The 16,854-nt window shown below is 36.2% G+C and carries 16 protein-coding genes and 1 riboswitch; of the genes, 5 read left to right on the top strand and 11 right to left on the bottom strand.

What is annotated here, in order from left to right:
- Positions 1–118: 118 nt before the first annotated feature.
- A riboswitch (SAM riboswitch) is annotated at positions 119–219 on the bottom strand.
- An 81-nt stretch (positions 220–300) separates the two neighbouring features.
- The 3 genes from hemG to ACH0B5_RS16245 all read right to left on the bottom strand — a co-directional run bounded on the left by hemG (position 301) and on the right by ACH0B5_RS16245 (position 3,697).
- Positions 301–1,683, bottom strand: a complete 1,383-nt coding sequence (gene hemG, locus ACH0B5_RS16255) for a protoporphyrinogen oxidase (protein WP_406928132.1) — start codon at positions 1,681–1,683, stop codon at positions 301–303.
- Positions 1,684–1,898: 215 nt separating this feature from the next.
- Positions 1,899–2,774, bottom strand: a complete 876-nt coding sequence (locus tag ACH0B5_RS16250; protein WP_122972236.1) for a tetratricopeptide repeat protein — start codon at positions 2,772–2,774, stop codon at positions 1,899–1,901.
- 38 nt (positions 2,775–2,812) lie between these two features.
- Positions 2,813–3,697, bottom strand: coding sequence for a LysR family transcriptional regulator (locus tag ACH0B5_RS16245; protein WP_122972235.1), 885 nt, complete (start codon positions 3,695–3,697; stop codon positions 2,813–2,815).
- Positions 3,698–3,890: 193 nt separating this feature from the next.
- Between ACH0B5_RS16245 and ACH0B5_RS16240 the strand changes: the two genes are divergently transcribed.
- Positions 3,891–4,655, top strand: coding sequence for an alpha/beta hydrolase (locus ACH0B5_RS16240; protein WP_122972234.1), 765 nt, complete (start codon positions 3,891–3,893; stop codon positions 4,653–4,655).
- A gap of 189 nt (positions 4,656–4,844) precedes the next feature.
- On the opposite strand, the gene ACH0B5_RS16235 is transcribed toward ACH0B5_RS16240, so the two are convergent.
- Positions 4,845–6,014, bottom strand: coding sequence for an endonuclease Q family protein (locus ACH0B5_RS16235; RefSeq protein WP_406928133.1), 1,170 nt, complete (start codon positions 6,012–6,014; stop codon positions 4,845–4,847).
- Positions 6,015–6,242: 228 nt separating this feature from the next.
- On the opposite strand from ACH0B5_RS16235, the gene guaD reads away from it, so the two are divergent.
- Together guaD and ACH0B5_RS16225 are read left to right on the top strand one after the other, a co-directional pair.
- On the top strand, positions 6,243–7,601 hold the full coding sequence (guaD, locus tag ACH0B5_RS16230) for a guanine deaminase (protein ID WP_122972233.1): 1,359 nt from the start codon (positions 6,243–6,245) through the stop codon (positions 7,599–7,601).
- Between the two features lie 143 nt (positions 7,602–7,744).
- A complete protein-coding gene (locus ACH0B5_RS16225; RefSeq protein WP_122972232.1) occupies positions 7,745–8,461 on the top strand; it encodes an MOSC domain-containing protein in 717 nt (238 codons plus the stop codon).
- A 93-nt stretch (positions 8,462–8,554) separates the two neighbouring features.
- On the opposite strand, the gene ACH0B5_RS16220 is transcribed toward ACH0B5_RS16225, so the two are convergent.
- Together ACH0B5_RS16220 and ACH0B5_RS16215 are read right to left on the bottom strand one after the other, a co-directional pair.
- Entirely contained in the window at positions 8,555–8,929 is a 375-nt protein-coding gene (locus ACH0B5_RS16220; RefSeq protein ID WP_406928131.1) for a DUF423 domain-containing protein, read from the bottom strand.
- 109 nt (positions 8,930–9,038) lie between these two features.
- Complete coding sequence (locus tag ACH0B5_RS16215; RefSeq protein ID WP_122972230.1) at positions 9,039–9,563, bottom strand: YusW family protein; 525 nt, start codon at positions 9,561–9,563, stop codon at positions 9,039–9,041.
- 280 nt (positions 9,564–9,843) lie between these two features.
- Between ACH0B5_RS16215 and ACH0B5_RS16210 the strand changes: the two genes are divergently transcribed.
- Positions 9,844–10,881: a PTS sugar transporter subunit IIC gene (locus tag ACH0B5_RS16210; protein WP_122972229.1), complete on the top strand. Its 1,038-nt coding sequence runs from the start codon at positions 9,844–9,846 to the stop codon at positions 10,879–10,881.
- Positions 10,882–10,899: 18 nt separating this feature from the next.
- Here ACH0B5_RS16210 and ACH0B5_RS16205 read toward each other — a convergent pair whose 3' ends face one another.
- From ACH0B5_RS16205 to ku, 5 genes are all read right to left on the bottom strand, one after another.
- Positions 10,900–11,682, bottom strand: a complete 783-nt coding sequence (locus ACH0B5_RS16205) for a 5-oxoprolinase subunit PxpA (protein WP_122972228.1) — start codon at positions 11,680–11,682, stop codon at positions 10,900–10,902.
- Complete coding sequence (locus tag ACH0B5_RS16200) at positions 11,660–12,544, bottom strand: 5-oxoprolinase subunit C family protein (protein ID WP_122972227.1); 885 nt, start codon at positions 12,542–12,544, stop codon at positions 11,660–11,662. The genes ACH0B5_RS16205 and ACH0B5_RS16200 overlap by 23 nt, the downstream gene beginning before the upstream one ends.
- A gap of 11 nt (positions 12,545–12,555) precedes the next feature.
- Complete coding sequence (gene pxpB / locus ACH0B5_RS16195) at positions 12,556–13,281, bottom strand: 5-oxoprolinase subunit PxpB (protein WP_122972226.1); 726 nt, start codon at positions 13,279–13,281, stop codon at positions 12,556–12,558.
- 3 nt (positions 13,282–13,284) lie between these two features.
- Entirely contained in the window at positions 13,285–13,896 is a 612-nt protein-coding gene (locus ACH0B5_RS16190) for a pyroglutamyl-peptidase I (RefSeq protein WP_341362775.1), read from the bottom strand.
- 104 nt (positions 13,897–14,000) lie between these two features.
- Positions 14,001–14,837 carry a non-homologous end joining protein Ku gene (gene ku, locus ACH0B5_RS16185; RefSeq protein WP_122972224.1) on the bottom strand — a complete coding sequence of 279 codons (837 nt, stop codon included), beginning with the start codon at positions 14,835–14,837 and terminating at the stop codon, positions 14,001–14,003.
- 100 nt (positions 14,838–14,937) lie between these two features.
- Here ku and ACH0B5_RS16180 point away from each other — a divergent pair, with 100 nt between their 5' ends.
- Positions 14,938–16,779, top strand: coding sequence for a DNA ligase D (locus ACH0B5_RS16180; RefSeq protein ID WP_341362776.1), 1,842 nt, complete (start codon positions 14,938–14,940; stop codon positions 16,777–16,779).
- Positions 16,780–16,854: the final 75 nt, after the last annotated feature.

Here is a 16,854-nt window from a genome sequence, read left to right as displayed (position 1 = left end):
ATTCCATCTCCATTACCACTCTAAAAGTATATTTTCACACGTGCAGAGCACGTGGTTTTAAAAGAATTAATAAAAAGCCTTCTTTATGAAAAGAAGGCTAATAATCCAATGATTTTCCTCCTTATCTTCCGGCTTTTCGCCTGCTGGATTTAGCACCTTACTTGAAAGTTGGTTGCTGAAGCTTCATTGGGCCAGTCCCTCTGCTTCTCTTGATAAGAAATTATTTAAAAATTTTTAATATTAGATTGTATAATATCTTGAAAAAAGGTTTTCGTCAATACGTTTTTAACCATTCAATGATTATAAAACTTCTAACACTTTTTTCGCTGTATTTTTACCATTTTCAATACACGCACCAATTCCTACACCGAAATAGGAGCATCCCGCAATAAAGAGATTTGGATATTTTTGATTTATTTGATCGACAACCACTTGCAATGCTTCGTTATGGGCAATATCATATTTCGGCATTTGATTAATCCACTTTTTAATATTCACCACAACTGGTTGCTCTTCAATATTTAAGCTTAGTCTGACATCTTCTAATGCAACTTTTGTTAGCTCTTCTTCTGACATAGAAGCTAACTCTTCATATCTCGGATTATTATTTTTATAGAAAAGTCGAACAAGCAAATTACCGTTTTTCGATGTATGCTTCCATTTACGGCTCGTCCAAGTAGAAGCATTACAAACTAAATCACTATTATGGGATACGATAAATCCAGTGCCATCTGCAGGGAGAACTGAATCTGGAATATCAAATCCTAAATACATTGTAATAGCTGAACCATTTGTAAACTTCTCTAGTTGTCCATCAAGTTCTTGATCATTTAACACATTTTTTACAACTGTATTCGGTACGGCTAATACAACGACATCCGCTTGAATTATCTCACCATTTGAAAATGCCACTTCATATCCGTTATCGTTTTTCAATACACTTGTCGTTTCAGTATTTTTATAAAATTCCACTTGTGGAAGCATTTCCTCTAACCGATTGATGAGAGCGGACAATCCATTTTTAAAGGAAATAAATTTTTTATTCGCCGCTTTTTCAAATTGTTCTTTATGGGCTTCAAACCCTTTCATAATACTGCCGTACTCATTTTTATAATCCACTAAGTAGGGCAATGTGGAAGCAAGGGATAATTGATATAAATCTCCCGAGTAGACTCCAGCAAGTACAGGGGCAATTTGCTTCTCGACAATTTCTTTCCCTAAAAAGTATTCTAAAAACTCCCCAATGGAGCTTTCCTTAGTGAATTTTGTATTCGGAATTTCACTATCTTTTAACACGCGTTTTTTTCCTTCTTCGGAAATTAACGTACTTGCCTGTAACGATTCAACACTCATCGGAATTCCAAAGGTAGACCCTGCAGGAATAGCATGTAATTCATTATTTGTATGGATATAAGAAATACCCGTCTCGTTATATACTAATTCGGATTCAAAATCTAAATCAGAAATAAGTTCAAGTACTCCAGGATGTCGCGCTACAATAGAATCTGCCCCAGTTTCCATAATGAATCCTTTTTCCTCTACGCTATGCATCTTGCCACCTAAATAGGGATTTTTCTCTGCTAAAATATAACGTACCTTCTCTCCTTCTTTAGCTTGGCGGATTAAATAATGCATCGTACATAACCCAGTTATTCCTCCCCCAACAACAACAACTGTTTTCATAATGCCAACTCCCTAATCGTTCAAAAATTTATATTGGTTGTCTAACTTTACATACGTTTTAGTTTCCTTTACAAATTTAGCACATCAAAGGAAGTCGAACAAATTGTCTGCTATATAAAAAGAGATTTCTTTCAATTGAAGTACCCTTATCTATTAGATGAATATCTAACAAACAAAGACTGTTCAAAATAAGAAATCCCTTTTCCTCATTCTTTTTACTCCGAAGTATCCATTTGATGCATTGCAGCTTTTCGCCATTTACTCGCTTCTTTTTTATCCTTTGGAACATCCAAACCTAATTCATAAATCGTTGCGATATTTAATTTCGCTTGATAATCCCCAAGCAGCGCCGCCCTTTTGTAATAATAAAGTGCCTTTTTACCATTCCTCAGTACACCCAATCCATTTTCATATAAAAAGCCAAGATTATAAATGGAATCAATATGGTGGGATTTAGCAGCCCGTTCAAACCAGTGTAAAGCTTCAGGTACATTCCGTTCTTGACCGAGCAACCCATCTAAAAATACGGAACCTACCCGATATTGAGCTTCCTCATAGCCGCCTTCAGCAGATTTAAAATAATATTGAAAGGCGGTTTCCTTATCTACTTTTACACCAATCCCTTGCTCATACATAATGCCAAGGGTATACATTGCCTCCACCACTTCCTTGGATGCAGCGAACGTAAACCAGTGTAAAGCTTCTTTTTCGTTCATGGAAACCCCTTCACCGTTTAAATACATATCAGCTAAATTATTGGCTGCATCTGCGTGCCCTTTTTCAGCTGCTTTTTTATAGTATTCGAATGCCATCTTATAATCTTCTTCCACGCCTAATCCTTCAAAATAACTATTCCCCAGCTCATACGCCGCTTGTAAATGTCCCAAGTGATCTGCTTCTGTTAACCAATGCACTGAATCACTGTAGTGTTCCATATGACGATAAACGGTAGCAATCTCTAACATCGCATGAACATCCCCACTTAAAGCAAGGACATAAAATTTCAAAGCAGCTTCGATTTCATCTCTATGGAATAAATGGGAATGATCCTTCAATAATTTTTCGAACGTCTCATAATTATGAACCAACATAATCTACACCTTTAACTATATTTAATATAAGTTACCCATTACTTTTCCTTAAAATATTCCACTAAATAATTTTTAAATTGATTTGCTGCAGGTGACAAATACCGATTAGCTGCCCACGAAACGCCTATTTTCCTTTCGCAGATCGGCTCACTAACACGGATTTTACAAACATTATAATCATTTAACCCCTTCACATTCGGAATTAACGAAACCCCTAAACCAGCTCCAACGAACCCGGCAACGGTATGCATTTCTTCAGCTGCAAAGGTAATATTCGTTGTAATGCCGGCTTCTTTAAAAAATTTATCAACAATAAGTCTTAAAGCGTTCCCCCGTTTAATCGAAATAAAAGGTTCGTCTTTAATTTCTTCAAGCTTAATGGACTCTCTGTTGGCAAAGCGATGATTTTTCGGAACAATTACAAATAGTTCCTCACTCCATAGCTCAATCCAATCAATTTCAATCGTTTTCGAAGTAATCCGTTGGGATAAGCATAAATCAATTTGACCTTCCTCCAACCACTTTAACAAATTATAGGAGGCAGCTTGTGTTAAGGTAAATTTCATATTTGGATATCTTTCTGGAACGTGGGCCATTAATTCTGGTACAACTTCCATTCCAAGGGTATGAATAAATCCAAAGGCTACTTCACCAAACCCGGGCATCACTAACCCACCGATTTCTTCCTTTGCTTTTTCAAACTCCTCTAAAATGATATCTACACTATTTAAAAACAGCTTGCCGTAACGGTTCAAATTGATTGAACGGCCTTGCCGATCAAATAGAGGTACCCCAATTTCTTGTTCAATATTTGAGATGGATTTACTTAATGCAGGTTGTGATATATTTAACTTTTCTGCCGCATGGGTCATATGTTGCATTTCTGCTACTGTTTTAAAATATTCGAGCTGCTGAATTTCCATTTCGTATCCCTCTCTTTAATTGATAACTATTTGGAATGATTATGATAAAAACAATAAATTGTACTTATGTATTGTTAACACTATAATAATGTTAAACATCAAGTTTGCATATCAAATTTTAAATAAAAAAACAACACTTTGCCTAAAAAATTCTCATGTTTGTCACAACTAAATATTAAAGGAGTCTATTAAAATGAAAATCATTCCTCCAAAACCATTTACGATTGAGAAAGGTAATCGAGCCGTTCTTTTACTTCATGGTTTTACAGGAAACACAAACGACGTAAAACGATTAGGAAGATATTTATCCGACCGTAACTATACTGTACATGCACCATTATATAAAGGACATGGTGGTGACCCAAATACACTGATCCAAACAAATCCAATCGAATGGTGGAACAGTGCATTAGAAGGGTATGACGAGTTAAAAAAACGAGGCTATGAAGAAATCGCCGTAGCCGGTGTATCCCTTGGTGGCATCTTCTCTTTAAAATTAGGTGAAGAACGTCCTACAAAAGCAATCGTTACAATGTCAGCTCCTGCTTTAGCAAAAAGTGTAGATAGTTTACAAGAACGAATTATCGACTATACGATTAAATATAAAAAATTAGCCGGCACATATGATGAACAAGCGGATCAACCTCAAGAGTTGGCAAAAAAATTCCGCATGCCTTCTTTAGAATATTTACAAGGTATGATTAATGAAACAAGTGCTAAACTTCCAGAAATTCAAACTCCGGTTCACATTTTACGTGGACTTCGTGATGACGATTATTATTGTCAAAGTGCTGACTTAATATATAACTCTGTAAAATCTCGCATTAAGTCCGTTAAAAGTTTTATCAATTCAGGGCATATTTTAACCCTTGATAAAGAAAAAGAACTTGTATTTGAAGAAGTATATCGTTTCTTCGAAGGACTTGAATGGAGCGATAAAAAAAATCCAGTTTCATGATATGAAATGGAGAAAAGTTGTCTATATTAATAACGTATCCCCTAGCAAATTTTTGTGGTAAAGGTAATCCCAAAACCACAAATTCCCCAATTTGCTATAAAATATATGTCCAAGTGACATACATCCCTTTAAAACAAGCTACGTTTAAGATTCCCCGTCTTAAACAAGTAGCTTGTTTTTTATTTCCCATTAATTTGATTCGATTTTTCCGTAAACCCCTCCACCACCGACCGTTATACCTATTTTTCCTTTCCGAGCAAGATCAATGGTATAGGCTAATTTTTCAGGAATGACCTTCGCTAAATCTTCCACCGTTACTTTGTGTAAAATATTCATTTCTGTTCCAAAAGCATTTAACATTTTTTCGATCGTTTTCGGCCCAATTCCAGGAATAAAATCTAAAGGGACTTGATGGGTATAGGGAGGTCTTTCTATTTGCAATGACGGCGCATCTGTTAATTCTTTTATCCGTTTTGATACCCCTTTTATGAACTGTTCCTTCCCGCAATAAGGACATCTTCCTTCTGTCTCCTCTATTATTTGTTCACCACAATTGGCACATACAGTTTCATGATATTTCCCTAATAACGGGTTTAAACCGAAGTTTTCTATAATAGTCCTGCCCTCTTGTTGATGAAGGACTAATTTTAATTCTTCAAAATTGGCATCAGCAACTCGCATTTTTTGATATTCACGGGCAATCTTTCCTAAAGAATGGGCATCCGAATTTGTCACAAAAGTATAGGGGGCAAGTTCACTCATTCCTTTTACCATATAAGTGTCCGAGCTTAATCCTAATTCAATGCCATCAATTAATCGGGGATCGAACACCTCTGTTAAACTCTTTTTTACTCCTTTACCATAAAGACTTTTAAAGGGAGTGAACACATGGGCTGGTATAAATAATCCCCCTAATTCATGAACTTTCTGCTGTAACGTACGCCCACTGCAATAAACCCGTTGGGAGCTTAAATGGATGTTTTTTAATTGACTACTTAACCATCGGGAAAAAACTTTCATCTTTTCGATTGTTGGAAAATAAGCTAATACATGGATTGGTCCGTGACAATTTTCATCGTAAATTTCAATTTCAGCTCCTGGTATTAGCGTTGTCTTTTCGTATCGAATTCCCCCATTTAACAGCTCGGTTGCTTTTCCTTCTCTAATCAATAGTTCTATTTCTTCAATTACTTCTGGTGAATGACAATCAATAATACCGATTAAGTCCAATCCTTTTCGGGAAGTAGCCGTTTGTAAAATGTTCTGTAACGTTAAATTTCTGCTTCCTGTTATTTTTACTGCCCGTCCACTTTCCGTTCTGCCGATATGAATATGTAAATCCGCATAAATTTCTTTCAACAATGATGACACGTCCTTATAATAATTTCTTACTATAAATAATACCCTAATTCATACACTTTGTTACGAATACACATTTAAGTAATTTTCTAAATTATATTCTCCTATATATAGCCGCTGACAATAGTTATCCATATGTTGACTAATTTCTAATAGACTTCAATTCCCATTATCCTTATAATATCAATAAAATATTTCAAAAAATTGGGTTTAGAGGAGGAATATTGAATGGGGAATTATGCACATGTATTTCAAGGAACGGCGTTTACAAGTAAAACCTTTGAAGAAGTAGGCATTTTAAAAGACTATTTATTTTGCATTAATGAAAAAGGAATGATTGTTAAAACGGTCTCTCCCGAAGAAGAGCAGTACGTTACTTTACTTAGGGAATATGAAGGGAAAGACAATTTTCACCGTTTATTAGACGGGGAATATATATTACCTGGGTTTATTGATTTACATGTCCACGCCCCACAATGGGCTCAAGCTGGAACAGCCCTCGATCTTCCTCTTTATGACTGGTTAAATACGTATACTTTTCCTATTGAATCGAAATTTTCGGATATAAACTTTGCCCAATCGGTTTATGAAGACTTAGTACAAACATTGCTAGCAAATGGAACTACTACTGCCCTATATTTTGCATCAATACATAAGGAGTCCAGTTTGTTGTTAGCTCAAATTTGCGCAAGATTAGGGCAAAGAGGACTTGTTGGAAAAGTCGTCATGGATAATCCGGATCAATGTCCTGAATATTATCGAGATGAAAGTACGGAAATCGCGTTAAAAGAAACGGAAGAGTTTATCATTGCCGTCCAAGAGCTAAACGAACAAACAAAGCAAGGGGTTTATCCTGTCGTAACTCCCCGTTTTATTCCAAGTTGTACGGACGAGGCATTAAAAGGATTAGGGGTATTGGCAGCTAAATATAATACCCATATCCAATCCCATTGTAGTGAAAGCGACTGGCAACATGGGTATGCGATTGAACGATTCCATAAACACGATGCCTTCGCCTTAAATGATTTCGGTTTGTTACAAGAAAAAGCTGTAATGGCCCATTGTAACTTTTTAGCCGATAAAGATGCTAAACTATTTGCCTCTACAGGTACCGCCGTTGCCCACTGTCCCATTTCCAATGTGTTCTTCTCAAATGGGGTTTTACCAGCCCGTCATTTGCATGATTTAGGCATTGAGATTGGCTTAGGTACAGACATCTCCGGTGGCTTCTCCCCTAGTCTCTTTGATAATGTAAGACAGGCGGTAATTGCAGCTAGAATGTTAGAAGAAGGAGTCGATACAACGATATCCGCCGACAAACGGGGAGTTTCTTCTTCACGTATTACAACTAGTGAGGCATTTTATTTCGCTACTGCTGGTGGTGGTGAAGCGTTAAGCTTACCAGTTGGGCGCATTGAAGAAAATTACGCTTGGGATGTGCAAATAATTAACACGACGCTCCCATCAGCAAAGCTTCCGATTTTCAATAATGACTTAGAGGATATCTTCCAAAAAATAATGTACTTAGCACGCCCGGAAAACATTCAACAAGTATGGGTACAAGGCGAAAAAGTTCATGAAAGATAATCAGAAATTAATCGTTGTCCATTTTTGAGAAAAGGTTTTTCAATGAACGGCTACAATAGTTGAAGAAGAAAAAGAAATAATTTAATAAATTCAAATTCGAAGAGAGTTAATTTGTATTAACATTCAATACAGGGGGATCAACTTTGAAACAAAAAATTGAACATTTAGGGAGAGTTAAAGAAATCAATAGGTTTCCTGTAAAATCCATTTTAGGTGAGTCTTTATCTTCCGCCTTAGTTGATAGTCGAGGCATCCTTGGTGACCGTTTATGGGCAATTAGAAATGAGAGTGGAAAATTTGGTAGTGGTAAGACTACCCGACGTTTTCAAAAAATGGACGATTTATTTCGCTATAAAGCTAGATATGAGGGGGAAATTCCCATTTTAACAATGCCCGATGGGACTGTATATCGAGGTGACCAAAAAAAGGTGCATGAAGCATTAAGTGAGTTGTTAGGGTTTCAAGTAAACTTATCAAAAGAAGAGTCAATTTCACATTTTGATGAAGGACCAATTAGTATCATCACAACCTCTTCGTTAAACATGTTAAGTAAGGATTTAGGGGAAACAGTTGACCCTCGTCGCTTTCGAGCAAACTTGTTAATTGAAACAGAAACAACAGGGTACTTTGAAGATGAATGGGTGGATCGGCTAATTCAAGTCGGAGAAAGTGTTACCTTGAAAATTGTTGCTCCCCTTCAAAGGTGTGTCATGGTAAACAATTCTCAAGAAGAATTAAAACAAGATGCTCGTATTTTGAAAACCTTAGTAAATAATCATTCGGCAATGTTTGGTGTTTGGGCAAAAGTTGAACGAAATGGTATGGTAAATGTTGATGATGAAGTAATATTTCTAAATTAATTGTGTTATAAGTGTTTAGTATTTACGAAGGAAAAATGATATAGAAGGCTAAAGACCGACTTAATCAAGCCGGTCTTTTTCATGTTCCTTTATTTATGAAATAACCTCTAGAATAAATAAAACCCATGCTGCTAAAAATAACAATCCACCAAGTGGTGTAATTGCTCCTAATCTTTTCACTCCTGTTACAGCTAACACATATAAACTACCTGAGAAGAAAATAACTCCAGTGAACATCAAATAACCTGCCCAGGATAATAAGTTGGATGCGCCTAGTAAGGAATCCATTGATAAAATCCCGATTAAAATTAATCCTAGGGCGTGATACATTTGATATTGGACACCTGTATTCCATACTTCCTCGTATCGCGGTTCTGCAAATTTATCTTTCAATGCATGGGCACCAAACGCACCAAGTACTACACCTAAAAATGCTAAAATTCCACCAAACAATAATAAAACATTCATTTAAATATGCTCCTTTTATGTATAGTTAGTTTTAATATATAATTTTGGCTACATGGAAACAAATAAAAAAGCTGTATTAGAAGAGTACATCTCCCAATACAGCATACCATTATTGATTCGTAAAATTATATCGCTTTACTTCACCGTTATTGAACTTCACTTCCAGTTCGAAGGAAGTATAGTTTTCATCTAAATCAAAGGCGGTGATGACTTGGCTTAATACTTCTTCATCCTCTGTGTTTGCATTAAACGTTAGCAGCTCTAAATATTTCACAATTTTGTTATAAGCGTCATCCCCTTCAGCGTGAACATTATTTCGTTCATCTTCAAACTCTGCTGACATGCCCTTTTGATCATTGGCATATTCCACATCGTAGGAAATGTCATTGTCATACTCTACATCTAAATCAAAATGGGTAAAGTTGTATGGTGTATCAACATGTTCCTCTCCCTCATTTTGATCATCTGTTGCATTTTGATCCGTTCCATTATTTTGATCAGCGTTATTATTCGCTGTATCATTCACAGTATCTTTCCCTGTATCTGTAATGATTTCATCCTGATCACCATCGTTACATGCATATAAAACACCTAAAAGTAACAGGATAGTCAACATCGATTTTAATAATTTCATATGCTCACTCCTTTTTATTGTATCCTTTTCCCTCCTATTTTCCCCTGATTGAGGGAATTTATCCTTTTATACATCATTTATAACTATACTTTTTCTTTAAATTTTCCAAGTTAGGGGTTTTTCATAAATTTTTTTATTTCTCTCGTTTAAGGTGTCTCTAAGCTTTAACAGTTCAACGCGTTGAATCGTTAAATTTTTTCTATTGCTCTTCGTTTTCTGACTATATATAATGATTGAAAAGTTATTTAAAAATTCAATTTACATGAAAGAGGCTACTGCTATGAAGGATTTTATAAGTAAACTATTAAATGGAGTCAGTATTGCAATCGTTTGTGCCCTTATACCCAATGCGCTACTTGGAGAAATACTAAAGTTAATCATTCCGTATGTTCCTACTCTCCAACATTTGCTTGATGCTACTGTAATTGTAATGAGTATGCTACCTATTTTAGTTGGTATATTAGTAGGAATGCAGTTTAAATTAACGCCTATTCAAACTGCTAGTGTTGGCATCGCTACGATGGTAGGAAGTGGCGTTGTTAGTAAAACAGCAGAAGGGTTATTCACGATTAGCGGAATAGGAGTCGTCATTAATGCGGGACTTACAGCTGCACTATCTGTACTATTTGTTCAGTTAATTGGTGAAAGACTGAAAGAATACTCCATCCTTCTTGTTCCTATGTTAACCGTAACGTTTCCTGGGATGATCGGATATAGCATTTTGCCATATGTAAGGTCAGGTGCAGGACTAGTTGGAGAAGGAGTTGCTTATTTAACGAATTTGCAGCCTGTCGTGATGGGAGCATTAATTGCTGTCGTCTTTGGAATTATTATTTTGTCTCCTATTTCAACAGTCGGAGTGGCAACAGTCATCATGCTTTCAGGTATTGGCTCTGGGGCAGCTAACTTAGGAATTGTTGCAGTCGGTATGGGCTTATGTTTTGCTAGCTTTAAAGCAAATTCCCTTGGCACAGCTTTAGCCCACGTATTAGGTTCACCGAAGATTCAAATGCGTAATTTCTTTATGAAACCTACTATTGCTTTTCCTATGCTTATTACAGCCGCTATACTTGGCGCATTAGCAGGTATACTAAATGTGCAAGGGACGCCTTACAGTGCCGGATTTGGTTTATCCGGTTTAGTTGGTCCTTTAAACTACATTAACTTAGCCAATGGTGGTTGGTCTGCTTCAAACATCGCCATCATGTTAAGTATGTTTCTCATTTTACCTTTCATATTGAACTTGTTCTTCATCTACTTATTTAAAAAGAAACTAAAAATGATTCAAGATGATGACTATAAATTAGATTTTGAATAAATAAAAAAAGATGGACTCTTAGTTAGAGCCATCTTTTTTTATGGAATCGATCAATATTTGATTGTTCGTTAGTTGGCGTTGTAACATTTTAGCAAATTGTACAGCCTTTTCTCCATCTCCATGAATACATATGGTATCCACTTCAACGGACACCTCTTCCCCAGTTGTTGCCACTACTTTCTGTTCCTTCACTATTTTCATTACTTGTTTAAGTGCAAGTTCCTCTGAAGTAATCGTTGCATTTGGATTCGTCCGTGGAGTTAACTGGCCCTTAACATTATATGTTCGGTCTACAAATCCTTCATTAGCTATTTGTAATCCTAGCTTTTTTCCTTCACTAATTAGTCTGCTTCCGGCTAAGCCGTATAAGATCAACTGTTTATCTAAATGAAAGATTGCCCTTGCAATCGCTTCCGCTACTTCTCCGTTAGTTGCAGCTAAATTATAAAGAGCTCCATGGGGTTTTACATGATGTAAAGACCCTCCTTCCGCTTCTATAAATCCCTTTAAAGCACTTATTTGATATAAAGTAATATCATATATTTCTGCTGGAGAAATATTCATCTCCCTTCTACCAAATCCTTGTAGATCAGGAAATCCAGGATGAGCACCAATCGCCACTCCTGCTTGTAATGCCAAGCTTACCGTTTTTCTCATTGTCGATGGATCGCCAGCATGAAATCCACAAGCTATATTAACAGAGGAAACATACTTCATCATTTCTTCGTCATTCCCTATTTTATAAATGCCAAAGCTTTCTCCTAAGTCACAATTGATATCAATCGTAAATGGCTTTTCCATCGAAAGTCTCCTTCCTAAATGAAATACAATCTCCAATCCGAAGCTGCGCCACTTTCCACAAATCTTCTTCTACAATTTTCCCAATAGTTGGATAACCACCAACCGTTTGTGCATCTGCCATTAAAACGATTGGTTGTCCATTTGGCGGTACTTGGATTGTTCCGAACATCGTCGGTTCTGATAGTAAATCTACCTTTCTATTTGTATGTATCGGAAGACCTTTTAAGCAATAGCCCATTCGGTCGCCCGCAGACAATTGATAGTTTGAACTAAAAAAGCGCTCTATATCTTGGTCCTTGAAATAATGAATGTGATGGCTCACTACAACCCTTACTTCTTTTGCATCTGAGAAGGAAGGAATCCATTTTGGATATAAACCTTTACGATATTTGTTTGGAGGAAGGTTCTCACCATATAAAATGATGCCTTCCATCACAGGACAACCGATACCAGCTTTAAGATAGGTAGACTGGCTATTTAACATTTCCTCTCCTTTAAAACCACCTAATGGAATTAAATAAGCAATCGCTCCCTCTGGACTAAATTTTAGTTTTAAAAGATCCCCTTCCTTTAAAACAAACGTTTTCCAAGGTTCAATTCCACTACCATTGACGGTTGCATTCATATTAGCACCAACCAATATATACTCATGGGTGGCAACGGATTGAAAGGTCATCCCACCATAAAATATTTCTAAAGCTGCATTTCCCTTCGTATTTTCTGCGATTTTGTTGCCTAATTGAAAGGATAATCGATCCATTGGACCTGCTGTCGGTATACCGAATCGCCTATAGCCAAAACGTCCATTATCTTGTAATGAACTAAATACCCCCTTACGGACAACTTTCAATAATGGCTTCATTTTTCTCCATCCTAACTTTCTAAAAAAGATTCTATAACTGCATTTGAATCCTCTTTCAATTGGTACTCTATTTCTTGAAATTGCTCCATTGTAATGCTCTTAAAGGATAACCGGTCTCCTGCCTGCAATAGAAAAGGACGCGTTCGATTTAAATCAAACAGCGGAATAGGCGTCTTTCCAATAATGTTCCAACCACCTGGAGAATCGATTGGGTAAATTCCTGTTTGTTTGCCACCTATTCCGACACTCCCCTTTTCCACAAATCGTCTCGGTACGTCTAATCTTGGGCAATATATTTCCTCCCGTAGCCCCCCTAAATAGGGAAAGCCAGGTAAGAATCCAATTAAAAACACAGTATAGTTCGATTCACAATGCATCTCCACGACTTCTTCGATTGTTAAGTTATTGACAAAAGCCACCCTTGCCAAATCTAATGAAAAAGGTGTTTCATAACATACAGGGATTGTTACTTTCCTGGACTCTTTAAACTGGAGATGAATAGAATAGGTATTCCACGCTTCGATTATTTCTTGTAATACCTTTGTATGGACGATTGATTTGTTAAAAAAAACTGTTACCATGTGATAGCTTGGTACCGATTCTATTACAATTCTTTTATATCGTTCTATTATAAATTGATCAAAGGCACGAACAATTTGAAAGGTTTCTCCGTTAATCTCTTCTCCAAATAGAAAAGAACAAACTTTCCTATCTTGTATAATTATTTTAGGAATCATTGGTTACCCCTCAAGAGTAATTACGTCTAAACTTGCTTCAATTGCCTTTGTTAAGTCGCTTATAGACCAACCTGGGATGTTCCCATGTTGAATCGCTAATTCATGGGAGGCAGGAATATGTATAAATCCAGCTTTACAATTTAACTTTTCATTTTGCACATAATGTAATACGGAATACATTATGTTATTGCATAAGTAAGTTCCTGCACTATTTGATATGTCAGCTGGGAATCCCAATTCTTGCAAATGATTCGTTATTTTTCTTATTGGTAAAGTGGAAAAATAACCATCTGGACCATTCACATCAATCGCTTGATCTAGAGGGGCAAATCCTCGATTATCCTTCGCACCGTCCTTTATATTAATCGCAATTCTTTCTGGAGTAACTTTATATCTCCCTGCAGCTAAACCGAGGGAAACGACAATTTCCGGTTGAACTTCTTTTATTTTTTCAAAAATTTGTTTTTCAGATTCATGAAAATCAACAGGCAACACAAAACTTTCTACTGTCCAATCATTCATAACACGACCATTTAATTTTTGAACGACTTCCATTGTAGGATTTATTTTATAGTCTAAGAATGGTTCAAAACCAGTTAATAAAATTTTTTTCAAAGTAATATCCCTCACTTCTTTTTTATTTATATTACCATTTTTGAAAGTTTCTGAAAATTAAAAACGTAGGAGGAGCAATTGATCATTGCTTATCCTACGTTCCATTACGCTTCTTTTTTCTCTTTTGTTTTTCGTTTTCTTGTCACTGTTTTCTTTTTCGTTGGTGCTGTTCTATCAAGGGATGCTTGAAGGGCCGACATAAGATCAGTCATATCAGCTGGAATGACTGTTTCTTTTTCAGCAGCTGCAACGGTAGCTTCGCCATTTTTCTTTTGTTCAATTAATTCCAATAACGCTGTTCGGTAATCATCGTTATATTTCTCTGGCTCAAACTTTGCTGTTAGCTGCTCGATAAGTAACAAAGCTGTATCCAGTTCTTTATCAGCTATTTTATCTTCACTTGGTATGTTCGGAACTTCTGCTACACTACGCACTTCATCGGGAAAATGGATCGTTTCCATTAATAATGTTTCACCATAAACACGAACAATGGCCAGTTGCTCCTTCGAACGAATTGTAATTTTCGCTACTCCAATCTTCCCTGAATCACTTAGTGCCTTTCTTAATAACGCATAAGCTTTTCCTCCACCACTGTCAGGTGCCATAAAATAGCTTCGTTCAAAGTAGATTGGATCAATTTCATCTAACTTTACAAACTCAATAATTTCTACTGATTTATCTTCATTTTCTTTCCGAAGTTTTTCCAATTCCTCATCATCAAGCACAACAAATTTATTTTTCGAGTACTCATAGGCTTTTACAATTTCTTCATTCTTTATTTCCTTCTCACAAACTGGACAAACCTTTTGATAACTAATGGGACTATGACATTCCTTATGCAATTGGCGCAATTTAATATCTTTATTTTCAGTTGCTGCATGAAGCTTTACGGGGATATTTACTAATCCAAAGCTAATACTCCCTTTCCAAACGGTATGCATTTTTTTCACCTACTTTTTTGCTTATTATGTTGAGAACATTGGTTTTCTATGTATAACCAATTCATTTAATCAAAAACTAAAGGAAAAAGAGGTTTTATAAATGAAACCGATGCTATTAACTGCCGTTGACACTGTCCCTGACAGTAAAGAATGGCAATATGAAACAAAGTATGATGGCTTTCGATGTATTTTGGAGTGGAATGCGAATGGCCCGATTTTAATGAGCCGCAACGAAAAGGAATTAACAACTTATTTTCCTGAAATTATTCATTATTGTAATCGTATGAAAGAACAAGTTGCCCCTTATTTACCGCTTACTTTAGACGGAGAAATCGTTTATTTAGTCAACGATTTTAAAAGTGATTTTTCAACCGTACAATCTAGAGGGAAGACTCGAACATATAAAACAATTTCCGAAGCGAGCGAAAGGTTTCCTTGCAATTTTATCGTCTTTGATTTACTTCAATATGAAGGAAAAGATATTTCCCAGTTACCACTATTGGAAAGAAAAAAGATGTTAACGAAATTATTTCAAAAGTCACCATTAGGAACTAAACCGTCATATAAAGAAAAAGGAACACTTCAATTAATCGACGTTTACGACAATAAAGATGAACTGTGGGGAAACATTCGTCAATATAATGGTGAAGGGTTTATTGCCAAAAAGAAAACGAGCGTTTGGGAAAGTGGGAAACGTTCATCCCATTGGTTAAAGGAAAAGAATTGGCGCATTGTAACGGTGATTTTAACTTTATTTGATCAAACGAACGGATTTTTTAATGGGGCCGTTTATCATAATGGAAAATTAGAAGAAATTACAACCTTTCGCCATGGACTTAGTGATGAGGAATTTCAAACTTTAGCCCGCTTTTTTCAAGGGGAGGGAAATCAAATTACATCAACAACTTGGCAACTTCCCCCTTCTATATGTGTGAATATCGCATGTATTGATTTCGATGGTAGGAAGCTTCGGGAACCGCGCTTTCATTCCTTTCGATTTGATGCAGACCCAACTGAAATAAACTGGAGAAACATGCTGCGTCAACTCAATCCAATACCAGAAAAAGTGGAAATTACCCATCCGGACAAACCTGTTTTCCCATCTCTTAATTTAGTAAAAGATGATTTTATTTTTTACCTTCAACAGGTAGCACCCCACATTTTACCCTTTTTAAATAATCGTTTATTAACGTCCATTCGTTTCCCCCATGGTGTTCCAGGGGAAAGTTTTTATCAAAAAAATGCACCGGACTACGCACCGGACTTTATTGAGACAAAATTAGAAGAGGACATACACTATATCGTTTGTAATAGTTTAAATACATTATTATGGTTAGGAAATCAACTTGCTATCGAATTCCATATCCCGTTTAAAACAGTCGATACGTCATGTCCAACGGAAATTGTATTCGACTTAGATCCCCCTTCTGTTGATGAATTTTCATTAGCCATCGAAGCCGCCCAACAAATGAAAGCTATTTTTGATAAATTTCATTTAACGTCCTTCGTTAAAACTTCCGGGGGAAAAGGATTGCAAATTTATATCCCATTGCCAAAGGATACCTTTACCTTTGATGAAACAAGAATTTTCACAGAATTTGTTTGCAAATTTTTAGTCCAACAAAACCCGAATTGGTTTACGATTGAACGTATGAAAAAAAATCGGGGAAATAAATTATATTTGGATTATATTCAGCACGCAGAAGGTAAAACAATTATTAGCCCTTATTCGACTCGAGGAAATGAAAAGGGGTTAATTGCGACACCCCTCGAGTGGCACGAAGTCAATAGTAAGTTACATCCTAGTCAATTCCCTATTCCTATTGTTCTAGAAAGATTAAAGACAGTGGGAGACCCCTTTAAAGACTTTTTCTCTGTCGGACAACAACAACCTTTTAAAGCTGTTCTTCAAACTTTAAAGGAAATAACGAAAAAGAAATAAGAGGCTGGGACATAACTAGCTTCAAATAGTGGGAAAGGTGAATTTGAGGAAACTCAAATTCACCTTTCTCTATTT

Source organism: Ureibacillus sp. 179-F W5.1 NHS (assembly GCF_045369345.1).
In the GTDB taxonomy this organism is placed as follows: Bacteria; Bacillota; Bacilli; order Bacillales_A; family Planococcaceae; genus Ureibacillus; species Ureibacillus halotolerans.
The sequence above is the reverse complement of the archived record's forward strand: the minus strand, read 5'-3'. Positions and strand labels throughout refer to the sequence as shown.